Origin of the sequence: Helicobacter sp. MIT 03-1616 (genome assembly GCF_000765685.2) — a bacterium.
GTDB classification, from domain to species: domain Bacteria; phylum Campylobacterota; class Campylobacteria; order Campylobacterales; family Helicobacteraceae; genus Helicobacter_C; species Helicobacter_C typhlonius.
On sequence record NZ_JROY02000015.1, the window covers coordinates 1 to 20,228 of the forward strand.

Sequence of the window (20,228 nt, forward strand, 5' to 3'; positions counted from 1 at the left end):
TACACCTACAAGTGCAAATGTGGTAAAAAATAGACCGATTATATAGGGCAGAGTGAATCCTAATGATAAATCTTTCAAATATACATTAAGTAGAGCACATACACCAAATGTTGCCACACATTGCATAAATAAGCGCATTTTTGGAGAGAGATTGCCTTTAAAATCTTCTATAAGCCCACTTGCAAAAATGATACTTCCCCCGCACATTATAAGGAGTAATTGTATATTGTGGATATAAAAATATATAAGCATCACCCAAAATGCAATAAAAATACCTATGCCACCAGCACGAGGCGTTTCGTGGATATGGAATCTTTGAGGTTTGTTTGATGTGGCACTATCGATAAAGAGGCTGTATCTCTTACTCACGGCGATGATAAGGACACAAAGCACGAGGCTTATACAAAAACAGAGGGAGATAATTTGTATTTCTTCTGCTATTGTTTCCACGCGTTCCCCTTGTGTTTAGATATTTATATCGTTTTGTTTTTGGGATTATTCAAAACGTGGATTCTACACAAACATTACTTAAAACTTTGATTGAAATTTTGTTATCCAATTTTATATGTATATCTAAATCCTGTGCTTATAATGAGGCTACTGCTAGAGAAATGGTGCAATAGTAGGCATTTTATGGTAGCTTTGAAAATCATATTAAAGTAAAAATTTAATTTATCATTCTTAGTTTTATGTGTTTTTTAAGATAAATATTTTATACTCGCTCCCGGGTTTTACCCAATCAAACAATAAATAAGGGAGAGATTATGGCTGTAAAGATTACAGATATTTGTATTGCTTGTGGTTCGTGTATTGATGAATGTCCTGTGAGTGCTATTGTCGATGATGATGATAATCCAACAGGTGAAGGCACTTATTATGTATATCAAAATAAGTGTGTAGAGTGTGTCGGACATAATGAACAACCTGCTTGTGCAAGTGCTTGTCCAACTGATGGCTGTATCGTATGGAGTGATTTAGGAAGCAAAAATCGCGACAACATCGGTGCTGATATGAGAGATGGCACTCACCCTGTGATGTCTTAAGCTTCCAATATTCGCAATCTCGCCTTTTTCTCTTTTGAGAGGGCGCGGGATTGTTTTCCTGCCCCTTCTTTATTTCTTAATTTATTGTAAAATGCCTCCTTATTTCTTACAAAGGAGTGATGATGAAAATTTTGCGTGTAGGCTCTGGTAGTATGGTATTTTTAGCGGCGGGTGTATTTTTGATGGCAGGGTGCTTTTCAAAAACACCGAATACACCACAAAGCACACAACTCAGCGCGATTTGCGGAGCGCCAAAATACAATATTGTGCTAGGTAAAATAGAATCCAGTAAAGAAAGTGTGTTGAGTAGGCAAGAATTTAGGGCGGTTTTAGACAAGGCTTTGAGTGAGAGTGGCTGCTTCGTCACACAGACGAAGGCAGATGAGAAGTCATATATGCTTGATATTAAATATAGTTTTATTATCGCGCAAACTACGGAAGAAAGTGCGATTAGTTCAAAAGACAATAAGACACTCAAAAGCAATGTGCAGTTCAATCTCTACAATAAATCAAAGACGATTCAGCAAAATGCCACGAGCACACTTAAGATGAGTGAGAAAAAATATCTAGGCATCGGCGATGAAGTGCAATTCACACAAGAACAAAAAGAAGATGTGCTCAAACGTTCATTAAAAACGATTTTCACAAATCTTTCAGCTATGCCATAGTGGCGCAAAAGGAGCAAGAATGCAGGTAAGTGTCGTTGGTAGCGGGTATGTAGGGCTTGTAGCAGGTGCGTGCTTCGCGCAAATGGGCAATAATGTTACCTGCCTTGATGTAGATTCTAAAAAAATTGAGAGGCTCAAGCAGGGCGAGATTCCCATCTATGAGCCCGGATTAGAATCTATGGTAAAAGATGGTATCGCACTTGATACACTGCATTTTACTACCAATAAAAAGGTGGCTTTGGAATCTGCCGAGGTGATTTTTGTCGCTGTTGGCACACCTATGGGCGAAGATGGGAGTGCAGATTTATCCTATGTGGAGGCTGTGGCGCGAGATATTGGCACATTCATAAAGTCGCCCTATGTCGTGGTGGTAAATAAGAGCACTGTGCCTGTGGGTAGTGCAAAAAAAGTGCGTGATATTATAGAATCCACCCTCAAAGAACGCAATGTGGCGATTGGAGATAGTGCGGATTACATAAAGCATAATGACGCAAAAAATCCGCAAAGTATGAGTTTTGATGTGGTAAGCAACCCGGAGTTTCTCAAAGAGGGCGTGGCAATAAAGGATTTTATGAGCCCTGATAGAGTGGTGATTGGCACAGATTCAAAACGCGCATTAGAAGTGATGAAAGCCCTTTATGCGCCATTTTTGATTAAGAGTGATAGATTCATTGCTATGGGGATAGAATCTGCAGAGATGACAAAATACGCCGCAAATGCGATGCTTGCGACAAAGATTAGCTTTATCAACGAGATGAGCCAGATTTGTGAGCGCGTGGGCGCAAATATCAATGATGTGCGCTTGGGTATTGGCTCAGATTCGCGCATCGGGTATAGTTTTATTTATCCGGGCTGTGGCTATGGCGGGAGCTGCTTCCCCAAAGATGTGCGTGCGCTAGAGAAAACCGCGCAAGATTTTGGTTATAGAGCACAGATTTTAAGTGCGGTGCAGGTTGTGAATGAGGCACAAAAAATGGTTTTGGTGGAAAAAATCACACGCCATTTTGGGGAGGACTTAAGCGGTAAAAGCTTTGGAATCTGGGGACTTAGTTTTAAGCCAGAAACTGATGATATGCGTGAAGCAAGCTCTTTGGTGCTTGTGCGTGAGATTGTAAAACGAGGAGCAAAGATTAAGGCTTACGACCCAAAGGCACAGGAACAGGCAAGATTTTATTTCAAGGATTATCTAGAATCTGTTGAAATACAATCGAGCAAGTATGATGCGCTCAAAAACTGCGCTGCTCTCGTGCTTTTGACAGAATGGCGCGAGTTTAGAAGCCCAGATTTTGGGGAGATAAAGAAGCTTTTGGAAAATCCCGTGATTTTTGATGGGCGCAATATTTATCAATCGCTTTGTTTAGAATCTAAAGGCTTTGTGTATTATCAAATCGGCGTAAAAAATGTATAAGGTTAAAAAAATGCCGATGATAATAAGAAAGGAAGTATTATGTTAAGGTATATTATCATTTGTTTAGGCATCATAGGCGTGTCTGCTGGGATTGAACTAGAGCAGCGCACGATTACCAAAAAGACGGCGGGGGAAGTCATACAGGGTAAAATAAGCTATATTAAAGGCACGGATATTAAGCACGGGCGTGAGGCGTGGTATAATGAAGATGGACATCTCACGGAGCAAATGCACTTTGTCAATGGGCGCAAAGAGGGGCGTGAGATAAAGTATTCAAAAGAAGGTGAGGTGATTTATGATGCAAACTATAAAAATAATAAATTGCAGGGCGTGGTGTTAGAATTTTATCCGCATAATATCCTTAAATCTGAGATTACCTACGATGAGGGTGCTATCAAAGATAAGGCAAAATGGTATCATCAAAATGGCACACTTGCCAAAGAAGCGACTTATGTCGATGGTATGCTTGAGGGTAAGGTGATAGAATATTATGACAATGGCAAAGTTTCGTGGCAATACGCCTACAAAAAGGGCAAGATTGACGATGTGGCGCGTGGGTTTTTTCCAAGTGGCAAACTTGAACAAACGACCTCGTATGTTAATGGCGTAAAAAATGGAGAAGCAAAGCAATATAACGAAAATGGCACATTGCGCTCTGAATCTCGCTTTGAAAATGGAGAGAAAGTTGGCGTAGAGCGTAGTTATGACGATAAAGGTAAGCTCTATATGGAGCGCGTTTATTCCTCTAGCACACCAAAGCAGATAAAAGTGAGCTGGTTTTACCCAAATGGCAAAATCAAGGTTCAAATGCTATATGAAAGCAATCAAGCCCTATGGCAGAAGTCATATAACGAGCTTGGCGAAATTACCGCAAAACTCGATTGCAAGGCAGATAACTGCCTCTCGGGTTTGAGTGATATTATTCGCAAGGAATGATCTAAGAAGTTTTTATTCCTTTGTAGGCTACAATCCATATGGTTTAGAATCCTCGTAAGCCTAATTTCTGAACTCTATATTTTGTAACCTTAAAGAGAGCAAAATCACGGCGAAGTTTTAGGCTATTATGCTACAATCGCATTCATTTTACACCAAGGATAACCAATGAATATCGCTATGCTGCAGCTTTTTTCACTCGCCGTAAATGACACTAGGCTCGGCAAGTATCTGCAAAATTGTAAAAAACAAAAGGTGCAGATTGTGGCATTTAGTGAATATGTTTTTCAGCCATTTTTTCGCGATAGCGACCCTAAAATTTTTCATAGTAATTATGCGAAGATTCTAAAATCCTTGCACAAACTCTCTATAAAATATAAACTTACCCTCATCGTGCCACTCATTGTGAGTGAGGATAATAAACTCTATAAGAGCATCGCATTCATAGAGGGTGAAAAGGCGCAGTTTTACTACCAGCAGCGACTTATTGGCTATCCACATTGGAATGAAAAGGCATTTTTTGATAATGCTCTACCCAAATCACCTAAAACCCCGTTTGTTTTTGAAAAAGATGGCTTAAAGTTTGCTATCATCGCAGGATTTGAAATACATTTTGATGAGATATGGCTCAAGCTTAAACAAACACGAGTTGATGTGGTGATTATGCCTTGTAGCAATACTTTTGAAACTAAAGAGCGTTGGAGGATTCTTTGTCAAGCTCGTGCTTTTAGTAATTCTATGGCAATTTTGCGCATTAATAGTATTGATGAGTTAAGTTATGATGAGGCGCAGTGGAAATTCTATGGCGATAGCCTGTTTGTTGGCGCAAATGGGGAAATTGAAGATAGCCTTGAAGAGCGTGAGGGGGTGATGATTATCGAGCTTAATATGGAACATATAAGGGAGATACAGCAGGCTTGGGGTTTTCGATAGGATTTGCGGAAAGGTTTTAGGATTTTCTTGCCCGTGATTTTGCCTAAGATTCTAAAGTTTTTAATGCGGCACAAGAACTTGCAATAAAACTAAAAGGATAAAAATGATAAAAGTAAGAGAGGTTTATGAGCTATGCAATCGTGTGTCGCCCTTTGAGAAGCAAGAGGTGTGGGATAAAAGCGGCTTGAATCTAGGAAGCTTTGATGATGAAATCGAGCATATTGTGGTGTGCCTTGAGTTAAATTCTCAAATTGCTTATTCGCTTCAGCCCCGCACACTTGTCATCACACATCATCCACTATTCTTTAAGCCTATAAATGCCTTTTGCACCCATTTATATCCTGCGAATCTTGCAAAGATTCTCTTAAACAAGGATTGCGCCCTTATCGCTCTCCATACGAATTTTGACTTATCCCATTTGAATGCCTATCTCGTGCATAAGATTCTCAAATGGGAACATTTTGTGCAGGAGGGATTGTTTATGCGTGGCGAGATTGCGCCCCTTGCACTAGATGAACTCGCACAATATGTATGCAACGCGCTTGGTGCAAAAAGTGTGAATCTCGTGCGGAGCGATAATCCTACGAGGCTAGATTCAAATTCTAGCCTGATGATACACGAAGTGTATGTAGTTTGCGGCAGTGGCTGCTCTATGCTCTCTCTCATACCTCCCTTACCCTCTACTTGTTTTGTTACGAGCGACATCAAACATCACGATGCGATGATGGCTAAAAGTATGGGGATAAGCCTCATCGATATGGGACATTATGAGAGTGAGAAATATTTTGTAGAAATTTTTGAATCCATTTTGCAAAATGCGGGATATAAAGGTATAATTGCGGATTGTGAAAATCCATTCTCTTTATGCCTAAGAGATATTTAATCCCCAAATCAAAGGAAAACCCTATGAATAAGCATTTACAAGAGCTCATACAGGTAGCAAATTTTGATAAGCAAATTGACGACTTAGAGCCAAAAATTCTCCAAGTGCGTTTTGAGCTTGATGGAAAAATCAGGCAAAAAGCACAGATTCTAAAAGATATAGAAACTTTGAGTGATGAGATAAAAGGTATTGATCTTGAGATTTCAAAACACGACAGGAATATTCAAGAAGCCTCTGCAAAGCTCGAGCAAATCGCCAAGAAGCAAAAAGAAGTAAAGACAGAAAAGGAATTTCGCGCCCTTGATGTAGAGACTGATATTGCTAAGGAGAATATGACGCATTCAAATGCCGAGATTGAGCGACTTGAAGCGAGCAAAAACGCAAAGGCGGAGCAAAAGGAATCTTACGCGCCCAAGCTTGATGAGCTAGGTGCGATTATAGAGACACTCGAAGCGCAGACCCAGCAACAAGTGCAGGAGATTAAGCAAAAGCAACAAGAGCTTTTCAATCAAAAAGAAGCATTAATAGCACAAATGGATAGTAAAATCACAGGCTTTTATGCGAAGATTCGCCGCTGGGCACTTAATACAAGTGTTGTGCCTGTCTTTAAACAAGCGTGTGGCGGGTGCTTTATCAAGCTAAATGATAGTATTTATAATGAAATTTGCAAGGGGAATGATATTATTAACTGCCCACATTGTGGCAGAATCCTCTATACATCAAATCAAAGCGAAACTCCCGCAACAGAAAAACCAAAGAAAAAAGCCAAGGCATAAGAGATTAAGCATTTGAGGCAAGGCGGTGGATACTTTGGATAAACGCGCAGCATTTCCTTTGATGTATTATTGTGCGTGTGTGCTACTCTATCTCATTGCGTTGCCATTTTTGATTGTGAGTTCTTTTCGTCCAAAACACAGAGATTCTATTCCTGCGCGATTTTCTCCATTGCATATTAAAACACTTGAATATGAGCCACAATATTGGTTTCACGCTTGTTCTTTTGGGGAAGTAAAATCACTCGAGCCAATTATTAATGCGCTAAAATCGCAAGAGATTTGTATTCTTATCACAACTATCACACATACAGGATTCAAAGAGGCAAAGCAACTATATGAGAGCACAGAGCAGGGTGGGGGGCGCATTTTGGTGCGTTATTTGCCTTTTGAGATTTTTTTACCCCTATGGAGCAAGAGCTGTAAGCGTTTGCAAAGCCTTGTCGTTACAGAGGCGGAGATGTGGAAAATGCTTTTTTTTCTTGCAAAGTCTCATAATGCGCATACAATGCTTATAAATGCGCGCATTTCGGAACATTCGCAAAAAAATTATGAATATTTTGCGTGGTTTTATCAAGGTATTTTTGCACTTATTGATGAGGTTTTAGCTCAAAGTCAATTTGACAAACAAAGACTAGAGCGACTAGGAGGCAAAAATATTGAAGTTTTTGGAAATCTTAAAACGCTCAATTTCCCCTCACTTAGCACACATTATGCTAAACCCTCTTTGTCTGTTTTTACTGCGGCAAGCACGCACAAAGGGGAGGAGAAGCTCATACTTCAGGCTTTTAAATCTTACAAAGAGCGCGGGGATTCCACACTTTTGCTCCTTGCTCCTCGTCATCCCGAGCGATTTAAGGAAGTCTATGAGCTAAGCCTAGAGATGTTTCCACGCACCGCGCTTTTTTCACAAGGTGGTTTAGAATCTTATGCGCAATGCGATGTGATTGTGATTGATACTTTAGGAGAGCTCAACAACCTCTACGCCATAAGCGACCTTGTGATACTTGGTGGAAGTTTCGTTCAAAATGTAGGGGGACATAATCCTTTTGAACCCGCATTTTTTGGCACAAAACTCATTAGCGGAGAGCATATTTTTAATCAATACGCGCTTTTTGAGGAAGTTGAAAATTATGTGCTAATTCCACCTCAAAGTCTTGTAGATACGCTTATACGCTGGGAGGAGCTACTATCAAGTAGCATTAAGGCGGATTCTAAGCATAAGCTTGATGCGCTTTTGCAAAAGATACAGAATGCACAAAGATAAAGCTTATAAGGTTCTCGCTCACGCGCATCATCTCTCACACAAACAGGCTAAGGCACTCATTGATAAGGGACTTGTGCGAAGTGGTGGCAAGAGGCTCACTCTCGCTCGGGCGGAGATTCCCACTAATAGCACTTTTGAGGTGTTAGAGATAAAGTCCCCCAAGGTGCTTTTTCGCGATGAATGTATCCTTGCGCTTGATAAGCCCCCTTTTATAGAATCTTATGACTTGTGTGCGATGTTTGAAGGCTGGACTTTGCTTAATCGGCTTGATAAGCAAACAAGTGGCGTGATACTTCTTGTCAAGGATAAGAGTGAATTTCATCACAAGGCAAAAGAATCTTTCAAAAAACAAGAGGTATATAAGGAGTATATTGCTTTGGCGCACGGGAGGCTTGTGGATTCTGTGGTGATTGAACAGCCCATAGTAACAATCAAAAAAGGCTTTGCAAAATCTTATATTGATAAAAAAGGTCTTTACGCACACACAGAGCTTACACCTTTAGCCATTGTAGGAAAGAAAACACTTTTACAAGCGCGTATTTTGACTGGACGCACACATCAAATTCGTGTGCATTGCCAAAGTATCAATCACCCTTTATATGGGGATACAATCTATGGCAAAGCAGATAATGCTAAGAGACTTATGCTTCACGCGCATAAAATTGCACTTTTGGGATATGAATTTATCTCTCCAATCCCTAAGGATTTACAAATAGAGCATTTATAGAATCTAAGCATTTTGCGGTTTTGGTCTTGCAAAGAGTATGCTTTCATACCTACCAAGTGTAAAGTGATCAAAGTAAAATTCATAATCAGTGAGTAATTCGTGTAAAAATAGAGGTATATCCACATAATCAGCACAGCTGTGGTATAGGCAGATAGCAAGTTTTGGTCTAAATTTTTTTATACTTTTTACTCCGCCTTTAAGTGCATTAAGCTCCGCCCCCTCTATATCGAATTTAATAAAGTCAATTTTTGGTATTTTGTTTTGTTCTACAAAGTCATCAATACTTATTGTTTGAAATGTTATATCTTGTTTGTTTTGTTTATCTGCTATTATAGTAGCAGATGAGCCCCCACCGCTAAATGATACAAATGTGTTAGAATCTACATAAAGCGGTCTTTTTACCAAGGTGATATTATCGCATTGTGGATTAAGTGCCATATTTTTATGAAAAATCTCTATATTTTGTTCCATAAATTCAAAGGAAAAGACTTTGCCATTTTTACCAACTAAATGTGAAAAATAAAGTGTAGTCTCGCCATAACAAGCCCCACCATCAATAACATAATCTCCGTTTTGGGCAAAAACTATATCTCTATACTTGTATTGCTGTAATACAAATTGATTGAAAATTCCAGGCTCTACATAATAAAGCCTTATGTCTGCAATATTGATTTTTGATAAGTCAAAGAGGTAAAGCTCACTTAGTGTGGAGGAAATTTTTTGGTGAGACTTGGCAAGTGCTAAGTCTTTGTATTTATGCCAAATGCGGTCATAAAAAAGCACAATGAGAAAACCTTTGTAATTGGAGATTTGGTTGATAACTGCGCTTAGATAAAGATTTTTGCTGTATTCATCATTGAGGATATGTTCTATTATAAATTCAAGCTTTTTTGTGTCAAAAAAGTAGAGAAATTTACATCTTTCTATTACCCCCCCCCCCCCGTAATTTTTGTGGCTAGATTCTAATACATTTGTTTGCAAACTTGGTAACATAAATCCATCACCCATTCGTGGGTAGCTACAAGCTTGAGAAAGCTTGATAATATGTTTTATGCGATTTCTTAATTTTTTACTACAAATGAGAGATAGCGAATTAGCAAATATTTTAGAAGCATAAAGCGGTAACTTGCGTAGTTTCATATAAATATCCTTAAGTATTGGTGGTAAATTCTAGGGATTGTAGCAGAAATTACACTATTGTACAATAAGTTTTAAATTTTTACACATTAAATTGCGGCAAGATTCTATCTTTCCTGCATTATTGCGATAAAATCGCCGCATAAATCTTACTTATGCTTACAGGATACACTTAACCTAAGGCTAGATTCTATAATATATGTGTAGGAATAACATACCACAATACAATAAAGTATGCAATTAAGGAGACAAAAATGGAGTTTTTTTATTCTCACGGATTCCATTCTTCAAAAAATTCTATAAGCTATAAGCGCATATGTGAAGGCTTAGGGATTGTGCCTTTTGAGCTTATTTATGATAATGGTGGAGATTTTATGATGAATATGCAAAGCCTAGCGACACAGCTTAAGGCTTATAGGCAAGATTTTGCATCAAATGCACCCTTTGGCTTTATTGGCAATTCTTTGGGGGCATTTTATCTCTGGCAACTTATTCTTTACGCATCTCAATTTGGATTAGCTTTGCCTCATACTTTTATACTTTTTAATCCCGTGTTTGAGTCTCTCACACAGCTTAAAAAATATATCGATAAGCCCCAAAGTATAAGTAATACTGAATCTCACTTCATCTTAAGCAAGACGCATTGGCAAAGTTACGCTCTTGCCTTGCGCACTCCTATGCCTCAAAATATACGCATAATAGTATGTTTTTCTATGAATGATGAGCGCATTGATAGCAGTATTTCACAGGCATATTGGCAGCATTACGCGCAGATTCTATATATAGAGGGAGGGCATATTATTACTGATTTTGCACCTTTATATGATGATTTGCACCCCTATTTGCAATAACCTAGTTCATAAGATTCTATAACTTATGCTAAAACTTTAATTTGTCTTAGAATCCTGCCTACTCTCCCATTTATAAGCCCATTTTTCCCGGATTTAAAATATTGTGCGGGTCAAATGCTTTCTTTATTCGCGCGAATAAATCCATTTCTGCTTCACTAAATGCAAGGCGCATAAATGGGGCTTTAGAAAGTCCTATGCCGTGCTCTCCACTCAATGTTCCCTCTAGCTCAATGGCGATTTTAAAAATCTCCTCTATGCACTCATAGCCTTTTTGTAGCTCTGCCTTGTCGCTTGGGTCTTTCACCATTACATTTACATGCACATTGCCATCGCCTGTATGTCCAAAGCAGGGAATCTTAAAACCATATTTGCCACTCAATGCGGAGATTCTATTAAGCAGCTCTGGGAGCGCGGAACGAGGAACGGTAATGTCTTCATTCAGCTTCTTTTTGCCATAGATTGTGATACTCTGGCTCACATTGCGTCTTGCAAACCACAGGTTTTGTGCCTCCTCGTCATTTTGTGCGATTTTAAAGTCAATGCAACCATTTTCTTTGAATCTCTGCTCCAAAATATCGAGTTGAAAATCAAGCTGCTGTTCCAAATCGCCATCAACTTGTGTAATAAGTATCGCCCCGGCATTTGTCGGTAACCCCTTATGGAATCGCTCTTCTACCGCATTGATACTCAAGTTATCCAAAAACTCCATTGCCACAGGCGTAATCCCACTTGCCATTGTCTTATACACAGCATTCATTGCAGATTCTATATCGTTAAACACGCCCATAGCTGAACGCGCAAACTTCGGCTTAGCAATAAGTTTGAGGGTAATTTCAGTAATTACTGCAAGTGAGCCCTCACTTGCTATAAGAATCCCCGCAACATTAAATCCTGCGACATCTTTAATTGTTTTTTTTCCTGCGCGAATTATATCACCATTTGGAAGCACTGCACGTAGTGCCATAACATAATCTTTTGTAATGCCATATTTTGCTGCGCGCATACCACCGGCATTTTCACTCACATTGCCGCCTAGTGTGCTGTATTCTTGACTTGCAGGGTCAGGTGGGTAAAATAAACCCTTTGCCTCCACAGCTTCTTGGAATATTTTATTCACCACTCCGGGCTGCACCCTCGCGATAAGATTCTTTTCATCAATCTCTAAAATGCGGTTAAAGTGTCGCTCCATAGCCAAAACAATGCCGCCTTTTACAGGTAATGCTCCACCTGTGAATCCACTTCCTGCACCACGTGGGATAATTGGAATCTTATTATCATTGCAATAGGTTAAAACCGCACTCACATCACTTTCATTTCGTGGAAAAACGACTGCTTCAGGCTCATATCGTTCTTTTGTTGCATCATAGCAATACGCCACCAAATGTGCCTTATCGTCATAGCAATTTTCTTCGCCCACAATGCGCTTTAGGACCTGTATATGTGATTTATTAAGCATATTTACTCCTTATGTGTGAGATGAAAGGCTTTGAGGCTTGGCTCTAAGAGGTTGTCATAGTAGCTAAAATAATTTTGCGATTTTTTGGAGCGCAATTTACTCGCAAGTGAGCCGGTATCAATTTTGTCAATACGAGAGAAAAACGGCGCACTGGTAGATTCAATCTGCATTTGTGGCAAAGCCACCTCCTCTAAAAGCGCGAAGCTTTGACAATCAAGTATGTTTATGCCATTTGAGGCAAAAATATATACGAGTCCCACGCTATAAATATTGCAAAACTCTTTAAAGTGCTTATGTTTTGGGTCATTAATGCCGTCTTTTGCCAAAAATGCCGCAAACATATCAATATGTATAAATTGTATCCGTTCGTGCGTAGGGGCGGATTCATTATAGCTTAGGATTTGATTGTAGCTATTTTGGTTTGGGGCTATGGCTATGGCTTTATTATAGAATCCACCAATAAGCACCTCATCGCCCTGTGTGGGTTCAAATGTGGGTGTAGGGAGGTATTTTTGTGCGATACTCTCAAATGGCTCATACTCTGCATAGGCTATATTATCCTTAATGCGCGTAATAGTAGTACTAGCAATAATCACATTGTAGCCATTTTTATGCGTGAGAATAATACCGCTTTGCCCGACTTTTAGCCCATTAGCCGCAAAGCTCACACTTTTAGGCTTTGCCTCAATAATACTTTCTCTCTTTGGCTTTATATCAATCCCATAAAGCACACTTACGCACAATAAAAATAACATTATGCCTCTCATCATTTCTCCTCTGCTTTTGCCTTGAGTTTATCATAGTGGCGTAAAAACCACATCACCCCAAATGCTAAACCGGGTGTTTTAGTAATCTCTGAATCTAGTGTGAATGCCTCAAGTTCGCTTACCTTTACTAACACAGATTCTATAACCTCTCCGTCAATGCCTCCACCGGCATTTACTCGATTATTTTCATCAATACTTGCATAAAATAATGTTTGCTTCGCGCCACTATGTCCCACTGCGGTGGAAAAATTTGTAATTAGTCTAAGCCTATCAACCTTGTATCCACACTCTTCAAGCACCTCTTCTTGTGCGATTTGCTCTAAGCTTTTTCCTGCCTTATCGACAAGTCCGGCACATAGCTCATAAGTGTAGCCTTTTGCTTGAGATTCATAATCAAGTTGTTTGAGGGGGTGTTCATTTGGCAATGTTCTTGCAAACACCGCTGGGCGAAATTGCTTCACAAAGAGCAAACTATCCTCCTGTCGATGATAGAGTAAAATCGCTACTGAATCTAAACTTTTCATAAAGTCCCATTTGCGTTTTACACCATTTTCACTATATAGCATACGGCGCGGTTTGATATATGGAGAATCCACACATTCACAAAAGTTTATATCACTGATATGTGAAAAATGCCTCATAGGGTTGCCTGTGGTGCTGCACTCTGTGCTTCTTGTGTATCTTTTATATCTATACCCTTTATATCTTGAGCTTCTTTCATAGAATTTGCTCCTGTGGAATCTGTATTATCCGGGAGATTTGGTTCTGTGCTTGGTGTGATAGTATTTACACTTTGGACTAGGGCTTCTTGCAAGTATGGCATAAATTGCTTTGTAAGCTCGATAAATGTTTCTTTATCCTTGCCTTGCAGTTCTTTACTTACAGCTTTCACGCTTGAGAGGGGATTGATTGGGACATTATTACGATAAAGTCCAAAATGCAAATGCGGTCCTGTGCTAAGTCCTGTCGAGCCAACCCGCCCGATGAGTTGTCCTCGCTTCACTGCTTTACCTACTCTCATACCCGAGGCAAAAGAATTCATATGTGCGTAAAGTGTTTTGAGATTGCCCTCGTGGCGAATTTCTATGAGGTTTCCATAACCTCCTCTTTTGCCGGCAAAAATTACTACGCCATCAGCTGCCGCAACAATGGGTGTGCCTTTTGGTGCAGCATAATCAACTGCATAGTGAGGACGCACCGTGCCAAGTATGGGGTGTTTTCTCCCAAGCGAGAATCTTGAGCTTATCCGCGCCCCTGCCACAGGAGTTTGTAATAAGAATCCTTGAATCTCCTTGCCATCTTGATTGTAATATCTCCCTTGATTATATCTAAAAATATAATGTGGTTTTTTGTTGATTTCTACCACTGCTGCTTTAATAGCGGCATTCTTAAGCGGTTTGCCTAGCCGATATTTACGCTCATAAATAAGTGCTAATCTATCGTTTTTCATCATACTTCTAAAATTGACACTACTTTTATAGGCATTTAAAAATTCACCAACCAAGCCACTATCGTGTGTCATTTCCATTAAATCTTGATAGGGGGATTTTTGGATAGAGAGGCTAATTGTCTGTTCCTGCTCGAAATAAATCATCGGCGTAAAGTCAAGCGTATAGCTATCCTCGCGCTTAAAGATGTGAATCTGCATACCATCACCTATGGGGATAAGAGCCTGAAGTAGTTCATCATCTTTGCCTAAAAGCGTATAGTAGGTAACCCCTGCATAAATTTCAGAAGTTAGCTCCTTGTCTTTTGGCGGGAGATTATAATACACGCTCGTGGGGATATTATACTTTTGAAAAAATGCAAAAAGCGTATATCCAGATTCCCAAGTCTGTGAGTGCGCCATTGCACCAAAACACAAGTTACTAAGTAAGCCCATAAGCATAAAGATTTTTTTCATACAATCCTCTTTTTAAGATATAGAATCTATCAAGCCTCTCACATTCTTTATGTAACATAAAGCGCGGATTCTAATATAAAAAGCTTAATAAAGATGTTAAAATACGCACTGCTTTTGCTATAAAGGCTAGGGCTTTTTGGCATTGTTTTTGCATATATTTTGCAGTTTTGTATGCAATTTTCGCTCATTTAGGGTGTTAGAAAATATACAAAATTAGCCGATGTATAGTGCAATCTATTTGTATGCAAGTATAGATTAAGGAGTAAAAAATGGGCACAGGCTTAAGAAATTGGCTTATTCCTTCAATAAGCTTTGTAGGGCTTTTGTATATTTTACTACTGCTTGGGATTTGGGCATATCGTGTAGATTCGAGCACGCCGCTATTTAGTGGCGATAGTTATTCTAAGGGTGTAACAACGCTCAAAGATTTTAAGCAAGAATTGCAAGGATATGTAAAATAATGCTAAATCTTTTTTGTTTTTGGTCGATTTGGCATAAAATCACTTTATAAGGGGTGTCTTATGATAAATGGTGTAAATGCAAGCGTTGTCAGCACAAACGCACTTAACAGAGAAGTGCTTAATAGACAAAATGAAAATACCGAAGTAAAAGAAAAAGAGCAAGTACAACAACTCTCACGCGCAGAGCAAATCAAAGAGCAAATCAAAAATGGCGAATATAAGATTGATTTGCAACAAACTTCCGAAAAAATGGCATCAAATTTGCTTAACCTATAAGAAATTCCTCCATTAACACAAGTGTCATTATTGTGGGAGTGGAGCATATAGGATTTGGTTATGCTACATACTTACATTAATGGTGCAATAGCTGATTTAAAGGCTATCATAGAGCTTACACAGCTTGATAATACCGATATACAGAGTGCGAATCACGAGGCAATTTTTGGGCGACTTGATAAAAAAGATACATTGGTAAAGGCATTTGAGGAGAAAAAATCCCTTATCCACCAAGAAATGCTTTTACTCTGCAATAAGAATCCAAATAAATCCCTCAAAGATTTGCTTGATGATGAAACAAGTGATTTACTCGATTCTATGCGTGGCGCATTGAGTGAGCTAAAAATACTTAATGCCAATTACGCAAGAAGTGTTTTTGCGGTGGCAGAGTTTTATAATTCCCTAATGAAGCGCATTGTCCCGCACGAAAGCAACGGCTATGGCGATGCGTGTGCGCAAAGTCATTTACTCAAAATTCAAGCATAAGGTGCAGTATGGGCGGTATCCTTTCATCTCTTAATACCTCTTACACAGGTTTGCAAGCACATCAACTTATGGTTGATGTAACAGGCAATAACATTGCAAATGCGAGTGATGAATTTTATAGTCGTCAGCGTGTGCTTGTGCGCCCTGAACGTCCGCTTTATTATCAAGATTACAATCTCGGCAGAGGTGTGAGCACCGAGACTATACAGAGAATCCACGATGAATTTGTCTTTACACGTTATCGCAAGGCAGCTGAAGAAGCGCAGTATTATGATACACATTTTACGACTTTGCGTGAGGCTTCCGCATTTTTTCCCGAAGTCGATGGCGTAGGTATTTATAACGACTTAGAGGAGTATTTTAATGCGTGGAAAGATTTAGCAAAAAACTCTGTAGATCCCGCTCAAAAGCAAGTTTTAGCTAAAAATGCGCAGGTGCTTAGTAGGAACATACAAGATACGCGCTTTAGACTCGTGAGATTGCAACAAAAGGCGAGTGAAGAGCTTGAAGTAACGATAAATGAAGTCAATCGTCTTGCAAAAGAAATCGCCCATATCAATGCTAAGCTCAAGGAAATGGAAGACCAGCGCGAACTCAAACAAGCTAATGAATTACGCGATAGACGCGATGAACTAGAATACAATCTTCAAACGCTCGTTGGTGCGAATGTCTTTAAGAATCATTTGGATTCTAATGCTTCTATCCACCCAAAACTAGCGGACTTTGATGATGAGTATGTGCTGAATATCGGCTTTGGTTTTAATATCGTTGATGGTGCGATGTTCCACCCAATCGTGCTCAAAAAAGATGATAATCACCTCAACCTTAATCGCATATATTTTCAAGGTGATGATTTTAAGACTGTTGAAATTACTGACAAAATCGTGCAGGGCAAAGCAGGTTCGCTTATCTCACTTTATAATTCCGGAGCTGGAGGCACACGGGTAGGAAAGATTCAAGACTATATCAATCATTTGGATATTTTTGCAAAAGGGTTTATCGAGGCTACAAATGCTATCTACTCTCAAAGTGCGACAACACAGATTCGTAGCGATAAACTTGATGTATGGAGTCTTAATGCGCTTGTTGATAGTAACTATAATATTAAAACGGGTAGCTTTGATGTGGTCGTGTATAATATGCAGGGCAATGAAATAGGGCGCAAAACAATTAAAATCGATGAAATCACAACAATGAATGATGTTGTTCGTGCTATCAATGGAAATGACGATGACAATAAGGACAACAACGCTCTAAACGATATTGACGACTATTTTCGCGCATATTATGATAATGGATCTCAAGAGTTTAATATCATTGCTAAGAATCCTTCACAAGGGCTTTATGTCGCCATACAAGATAATGGGACAAATTTTACAGGTGCATTTGGTTTGAATAAGTTTTTCGAGGGCGATAGCGCACACAATATCACGCTTAATTATGAATATGCCAAAGATGCCACGCTCATACGCCCGTGGCTTGCCCCCGTGAATGGAAATTTTGAAGTAGCAAATATGATGCAGCAGCTCCAATACGATGATGTGGATTTTTATATGAATAAATTTGAGACAAAGCAAATGCGTATTTCTGAATTTTATCAATATCTCTCTGGACGTGTGGCAAACCAAACTGAAGCTACACAACGCACAAAAGAGACAAAAGATTCTGTGCTTTCTGCTGTCAAAAAGGAACATTTAGCGATTTCACAAGTGAGCCTTGATGAAGAAATGGTGAATCTTATTAAATTTCAAGGCGGCTACGCGGCAAATGCCAAAGTCATTACGACTATTGATAGAATGATAGAAACGCTACTTGGCATTAAGCAATAAATTCCAAGATTCTCAATTATGTTGAATATTCTTAGCAAAAGCATAAAAGATTTTTTCTCGCCTAGAATCTTAACACTCACGCTCTTACCTGCATTCTTTGGGATTCTTTTATGGGGGAGCGTGTTTTATGCGCTAGGCGATGAAATATTTGCTTACCTCTCAAGCTTATTTGTAGGCTTTTTGCCTGATTGGCTTGATATGGGCGGAATCATAGGGAGCATTATTCGATTTTGTGTTTCTTTTGCGCTTTATGCACTCTTTGGGTTTGTGTTTGTCGTGCTGATTTTGCTTACCAATGTCTTTTTTTCTTTATTTTATACGCCCTTTATCGTAGAATATGTGCGGCAAAAAGACTTCCCTCATCTGCCAAAAGCGCAATTTGGCTCATTCCTTGAATGTCTGCTTATTTTTGTGAAAACCTTTCTCCTCCTTGGATTCTTGGCACTGCTCTCATTGCTTTTGTATCTCATTCCATTTTTTGGCTCACTGCTCGGCTCTTTCGCGCTTTTTGTGGTGTGGTATATATTTTTTAAAAAAATGACTTTTTTTGATGTAGGCAGCTCAAGTATGCAGCGAGAGCAGTGGCAGATTCTCATTCACACTCAAGTGCTCAAAAACCACGCTTATGCACTTTTAGCCTATCTTTTTAGCTTTGTGCCATTTCTTAATTTTTTCCTTATGCCACTGCAGATTCTGCTTATCACGCATTATTTTTTCACAAGGCTTGATGAAATACAAAGTGTTAAAAATTCACACTAATACCGCTTTGCCAACTCACATAATCACCATATTTAAAAGTATCCCTCCATTGTATTTGTGCGTAAAAATCCCACTGCTTATAAACATTAAACCCCACAAAGCCGCTTGCTTGATGTGTATAGCCCCTTTGATTGGTAATATCTATAAAATAATCATAATTGCCAATAAGCCTTAGCTTCTCAAATCTCCCCACAATCCCACAATGTATATCTACAAATGCGTTATGATTTTTCACATAGTCATAACCCACAAGTGGCATAAGATAAAGACTAAAATTCCCCAGATATCCGCCAAATCCCGCTCCAAATGAAATTTTAGGCTTTAATCTCATATGTGTGATTTCATCAAATGGATTTTCAAAACTCACATCAATATATTTTGATAAGCTCTTCGTGCGGTATGAATCTGCTACCGAAAACAAATGCAACGCTTCTATTTTATCAATAAAAATGGAGCTATTCTCAAGATTCACATAGCCCTTTACACTCATAAGGCGAGATTCTATCAACTCTTTGTAAGCATTGTTTGCATTTGTTATATCAGCATAAATAGGCGAAAAATACATACCCATCATTGAATGACTAGCCCTAGATTCATAGCTTAATGAGAATTTTGCACTATCACGTGCTTTTAAGATTTCATTATAACCATATTTATCGCTAAAAGCTTTTTTCTCCTGTGGAATCTCCACGCTCACATTGTCCAAAAGCCCCGCATTTTCCAAGCTCTTAAGATACTCCACAGGCGTTTGATATGGTTTTAACTTTTGTGTATCAAATGCCTCATTTGCCACACTTAACACACTTTTTAAAGCGTCATTACAATTATGTGTGATGAAAGCATACTCCACAGGAATATCTTTAAGCTCCCATAAATGTGCCAAAAGCAAAGCCTTAGAATCTAAATCTAGCTTTAACCCCAACTTCCATAAACTCCGCTTTTCATTTTCAAGATATTCAAATGTATTATTATCAAGTGGTTGCAACGCATAAATACCACCAAGATTCCCCATTAATGCCCGAAAATACATAATAGGATTAAGCCCAAGCTCCGCATTAGCAAAAAAGCTTAATGAATAGCCCAAATACTGCCCTTTTTGTATGTTTAAATCACTCCTGCCCTTAAATGTTTTGTGTAAATCCGCCTTTGCCTCCCCCTCTAAAGCTAAAAAAATATGCCCCATAGCCGAACCCGGATATATATCACTCTCCGCAGCAAAAATAAGTGAGATTCTATCACTTGGCACAATCTCCAAAAACTCTTCATATTCCGCACAATGCGTTGTTTTAACCATCTCTTTTAATTGTGGAAAAAACCGCGATAAAAACATTGCTCTTGCAGGATAAGAACATAAAAAAGATGAAGTGTTTGTTGTGTTTGTATGAGCAGATTCTACATCAATGCCAAATGCCTGAAGTGTTGAAAGAAGCTCGGCTTGGGGATTTATCGCACCCAGCGGAGAGAGAAAAAATCCAGAATCCTGCCTTATAAGCGATGTTTTGCCGCGATAATGTAAAAGCTTTTTCCACTGAGAAAGCGAAGCAATAGAATGAAGCGAATAAGAATCTTTTATATAGGGCGGAGCACTCTGCCCCAAAGCAAAGCAAATTAAAAAGCTACAAAAAGCAAAAGACAACACGAGCCATTCAAGCTGTTTCATTTATTTGT

21 protein-coding genes and 1 pseudogene are annotated in these 20,228 nt (G+C 39.0%); 15 read left to right on the forward strand and 7 right to left on the reverse strand.

Annotation, left to right across the window (positions count from 1 at the left end; translation table 11 throughout):
- A pseudogene (locus tag LS67_RS08790) lies at positions 1-450 on the reverse strand (glycosyltransferase family 4 protein); the annotation flags it as partial.
- 314 nt (positions 451-764) lie between these two features.
- Here LS67_RS08790 and LS67_RS08795 point away from each other — a divergent pair.
- The 9 genes from LS67_RS08795 (at position 765) to LS67_RS08835 (ending at position 8,635) form a co-directional block, all read left to right on the forward strand.
- Positions 765-1,043: a DUF362 domain-containing protein gene (locus LS67_RS08795; RefSeq protein WP_034328282.1), complete on the forward strand. Its 279-nt coding sequence runs from the start codon at positions 765-767 to the stop codon at positions 1,041-1,043.
- A gap of 122 nt (positions 1,044-1,165) precedes the next feature.
- Positions 1,166-1,711: a hypothetical protein gene (locus LS67_RS08800; RefSeq protein WP_034328284.1), complete on the forward strand. Its 546-nt coding sequence runs from the start codon at positions 1,166-1,168 to the stop codon at positions 1,709-1,711.
- 19 nt (positions 1,712-1,730) lie between these two features.
- Positions 1,731-3,119: a UDP-glucose dehydrogenase family protein gene (locus LS67_RS08805; protein ID WP_034328285.1), complete on the forward strand. Its 1,389-nt coding sequence runs from the start codon at positions 1,731-1,733 to the stop codon at positions 3,117-3,119.
- A gap of 39 nt (positions 3,120-3,158) precedes the next feature.
- Positions 3,159-4,055 (forward strand): toxin-antitoxin system YwqK family antitoxin, encoded by an 897-nt coding sequence (locus LS67_RS08810; protein ID WP_034328287.1) that lies wholly within the window; start codon positions 3,159-3,161, stop codon positions 4,053-4,055.
- 165 nt (positions 4,056-4,220) lie between these two features.
- On the forward strand, positions 4,221-4,985 hold the full coding sequence (locus tag LS67_RS08815) for a carbon-nitrogen hydrolase family protein (protein WP_034328289.1): 765 nt from the start codon (positions 4,221-4,223) through the stop codon (positions 4,983-4,985).
- 103 nt (positions 4,986-5,088) lie between these two features.
- Positions 5,089-5,868 carry a Nif3-like dinuclear metal center hexameric protein gene (locus LS67_RS08820; RefSeq protein WP_034328291.1) on the forward strand — a complete coding sequence of 260 codons (780 nt, stop codon included), beginning with the start codon at positions 5,089-5,091 and terminating at the stop codon, positions 5,866-5,868.
- A gap of 23 nt (positions 5,869-5,891) precedes the next feature.
- A complete protein-coding gene (locus LS67_RS08825) occupies positions 5,892-6,644 on the forward strand; it encodes a zinc ribbon domain-containing protein (protein WP_034328293.1) in 753 nt (250 codons plus the stop codon).
- 25 nt (positions 6,645-6,669) lie between these two features.
- Positions 6,670-7,908 (forward strand): lipid IV(A) 3-deoxy-D-manno-octulosonic acid transferase, encoded by a 1,239-nt coding sequence (gene waaA, locus LS67_RS08830; RefSeq protein WP_231944763.1) that lies wholly within the window; start codon positions 6,670-6,672, stop codon positions 7,906-7,908.
- The gene (locus tag LS67_RS08835; protein WP_034328295.1) at positions 7,895-8,635 is read left to right on the forward strand and encodes a pseudouridine synthase family protein; all 741 of its coding nucleotides are present in this window, start codon (positions 7,895-7,897) and stop codon (positions 8,633-8,635) included. Before waaA ends, LS67_RS08835 begins: the two co-directional genes overlap by 14 nt.
- Before the next feature lie 3 nt (positions 8,636-8,638).
- On the opposite strand, the gene LS67_RS08840 is transcribed toward LS67_RS08835, so the two are convergent.
- On the reverse strand, positions 8,639-9,775 hold the full coding sequence (locus LS67_RS08840) for an FkbM family methyltransferase (RefSeq protein WP_138109702.1): 1,137 nt from the start codon (positions 9,773-9,775) through the stop codon (positions 8,639-8,641).
- A 251-nt stretch (positions 9,776-10,026) separates the two neighbouring features.
- Here LS67_RS08840 and LS67_RS08845 point away from each other — a divergent pair, with 251 nt between their 5' ends.
- On the forward strand, positions 10,027-10,623 hold the full coding sequence (locus LS67_RS08845) for a YqiA/YcfP family alpha/beta fold hydrolase (protein WP_034326963.1): 597 nt from the start codon (positions 10,027-10,029) through the stop codon (positions 10,621-10,623).
- 70 nt (positions 10,624-10,693) lie between these two features.
- Here the strand turns inward: LS67_RS08845 and LS67_RS08850 are convergent, their stop codons facing one another.
- Genes LS67_RS08850 through LS67_RS08865 form a run of 4 tightly spaced genes read right to left on the reverse strand, consistent with a single transcriptional unit; the run spans position 10,694 to position 14,749 of the window.
- Positions 10,694-12,079, reverse strand: a complete 1,386-nt coding sequence (locus LS67_RS08850; RefSeq protein WP_034326964.1) for an FAD-linked oxidase C-terminal domain-containing protein — start codon at positions 12,077-12,079, stop codon at positions 10,694-10,696.
- A gap of 2 nt (positions 12,080-12,081) precedes the next feature.
- Positions 12,082-12,846 (reverse strand): plasminogen-binding N-terminal domain-containing protein, encoded by a 765-nt coding sequence (locus LS67_RS08855; protein ID WP_231944762.1) that lies wholly within the window; start codon positions 12,844-12,846, stop codon positions 12,082-12,084.
- Positions 12,846-13,487, reverse strand: a complete 642-nt coding sequence (locus LS67_RS08860) for an NUDIX domain-containing protein (protein ID WP_034326968.1) — start codon at positions 13,485-13,487, stop codon at positions 12,846-12,848. Before LS67_RS08860 ends, LS67_RS08855 begins: the two co-directional genes overlap by 1 nt.
- Positions 13,484-14,749: a peptidoglycan DD-metalloendopeptidase family protein gene (locus LS67_RS08865; protein WP_081953917.1), complete on the reverse strand. Its 1,266-nt coding sequence runs from the start codon at positions 14,747-14,749 to the stop codon at positions 13,484-13,486. Before LS67_RS08865 ends, LS67_RS08860 begins: the two co-directional genes overlap by 4 nt.
- A 269-nt stretch (positions 14,750-15,018) precedes the next feature.
- On the opposite strand from LS67_RS08865, the gene LS67_RS08870 reads away from it, so the two are divergent.
- The 5 genes from LS67_RS08870 to LS67_RS08890 are packed head-to-tail and all read left to right on the forward strand — an operon-like array spanning position 15,019 to position 18,560.
- Positions 15,019-15,210, forward strand: a complete 192-nt coding sequence (locus tag LS67_RS08870; RefSeq protein ID WP_034326970.1) for a hypothetical protein — start codon at positions 15,019-15,021, stop codon at positions 15,208-15,210.
- Positions 15,211-15,270: 60 nt separating this feature from the next.
- Positions 15,271-15,486: a flagellar biosynthesis anti-sigma factor FlgM gene (locus LS67_RS08875; protein WP_034326972.1), complete on the forward strand. Its 216-nt coding sequence runs from the start codon at positions 15,271-15,273 to the stop codon at positions 15,484-15,486.
- Between the two features lie 60 nt (positions 15,487-15,546).
- Positions 15,547-15,972 carry a hypothetical protein gene (locus LS67_RS08880; protein ID WP_034326974.1) on the forward strand — a complete coding sequence of 142 codons (426 nt, stop codon included), beginning with the start codon at positions 15,547-15,549 and terminating at the stop codon, positions 15,970-15,972.
- 8 nt (positions 15,973-15,980) lie between these two features.
- Entirely contained in the window at positions 15,981-17,801 is a 1,821-nt protein-coding gene (flgK, locus tag LS67_RS08885) for a flagellar hook-associated protein FlgK (RefSeq protein WP_034326976.1), read from the forward strand.
- Positions 17,802-17,819: 18 nt separating this feature from the next.
- A complete protein-coding gene (locus LS67_RS08890; protein ID WP_034326978.1) occupies positions 17,820-18,560 on the forward strand; it encodes an EI24 domain-containing protein in 741 nt (246 codons plus the stop codon).
- Here the strand turns inward: LS67_RS08890 and LS67_RS08895 are convergent.
- On the reverse strand, positions 18,544-20,220 hold the full coding sequence (locus tag LS67_RS08895) for a lipoprotein N-acyltransferase Lnb domain-containing protein (protein ID WP_034326980.1): 1,677 nt from the start codon (positions 20,218-20,220) through the stop codon (positions 18,544-18,546). The two genes, LS67_RS08890 and LS67_RS08895, sit on opposite strands and share 17 nt — an antisense overlap.
- Positions 20,221-20,228 lie beyond the last annotated feature (8 nt).

Coding starts and splice junctions, on each gene's coding strand:
- LS67_RS08850 (WP_034326964.1), bottom strand. CDS start 12,079: ATGCTTAATAAATCACATATACAGGTCCTAAAGCGCATTGTGGGCGAA.
- LS67_RS08860 (WP_034326968.1), bottom strand. CDS start 13,487: ATGAGGCATTTTTCACATATCAGTGATATAAACTTTTGTGAATGTGTG.
- LS67_RS08840 (WP_138109702.1), bottom strand. CDS start 9,775: ATGAAACTACGCAAGTTACCGCTTTATGCTTCTAAAATATTTGCTAAT.
- LS67_RS08895 (WP_034326980.1), bottom strand. CDS start 20,220: ATGAAACAGCTTGAATGGCTCGTGTTGTCTTTTGCTTTTTGTAGCTTT.
- LS67_RS08880 (WP_034326974.1), top strand. CDS start 15,547: ATGCTACATACTTACATTAATGGTGCAATAGCTGATTTAAAGGCTATC.
- LS67_RS08795 (WP_034328282.1), top strand. CDS start 765: ATGGCTGTAAAGATTACAGATATTTGTATTGCTTGTGGTTCGTGTATT.
- LS67_RS08845 (WP_034326963.1), top strand. CDS start 10,027: ATGGAGTTTTTTTATTCTCACGGATTCCATTCTTCAAAAAATTCTATA.
- LS67_RS08820 (WP_034328291.1), top strand. CDS start 5,089: ATGATAAAAGTAAGAGAGGTTTATGAGCTATGCAATCGTGTGTCGCCC.
- LS67_RS08810 (WP_034328287.1), top strand. CDS start 3,159: ATGTTAAGGTATATTATCATTTGTTTAGGCATCATAGGCGTGTCTGCT.
- LS67_RS08805 (WP_034328285.1), top strand. CDS start 1,731: ATGCAGGTAAGTGTCGTTGGTAGCGGGTATGTAGGGCTTGTAGCAGGT.
- LS67_RS08890 (WP_034326978.1), top strand. CDS start 17,820: ATGTTGAATATTCTTAGCAAAAGCATAAAAGATTTTTTCTCGCCTAGA.
- LS67_RS08800 (WP_034328284.1), top strand. CDS start 1,166: ATGAAAATTTTGCGTGTAGGCTCTGGTAGTATGGTATTTTTAGCGGCG.
- LS67_RS08825 (WP_034328293.1), top strand. CDS start 5,892: ATGAATAAGCATTTACAAGAGCTCATACAGGTAGCAAATTTTGATAAG.
- LS67_RS08870 (WP_034326970.1), top strand. CDS start 15,019: ATGGGCACAGGCTTAAGAAATTGGCTTATTCCTTCAATAAGCTTTGTA.
- flgK (WP_034326976.1), top strand. CDS start 15,981: ATGGGCGGTATCCTTTCATCTCTTAATACCTCTTACACAGGTTTGCAA.
- LS67_RS08875 (WP_034326972.1), top strand. CDS start 15,271: ATGATAAATGGTGTAAATGCAAGCGTTGTCAGCACAAACGCACTTAAC.
- LS67_RS08815 (WP_034328289.1), top strand. CDS start 4,221: ATGAATATCGCTATGCTGCAGCTTTTTTCACTCGCCGTAAATGACACT.
- LS67_RS08835 (WP_034328295.1), top strand. CDS start 7,895: ATGCACAAAGATAAAGCTTATAAGGTTCTCGCTCACGCGCATCATCTC.
- LS67_RS08855 (WP_231944762.1), bottom strand. CDS start 12,846: ATGAGAGGCATAATGTTATTTTTATTGTGCGTAAGTGTGCTTTATGGG.
- LS67_RS08865 (WP_081953917.1), bottom strand. CDS start 14,749: ATGAAAAAAATCTTTATGCTTATGGGCTTACTTAGTAACTTGTGTTTT.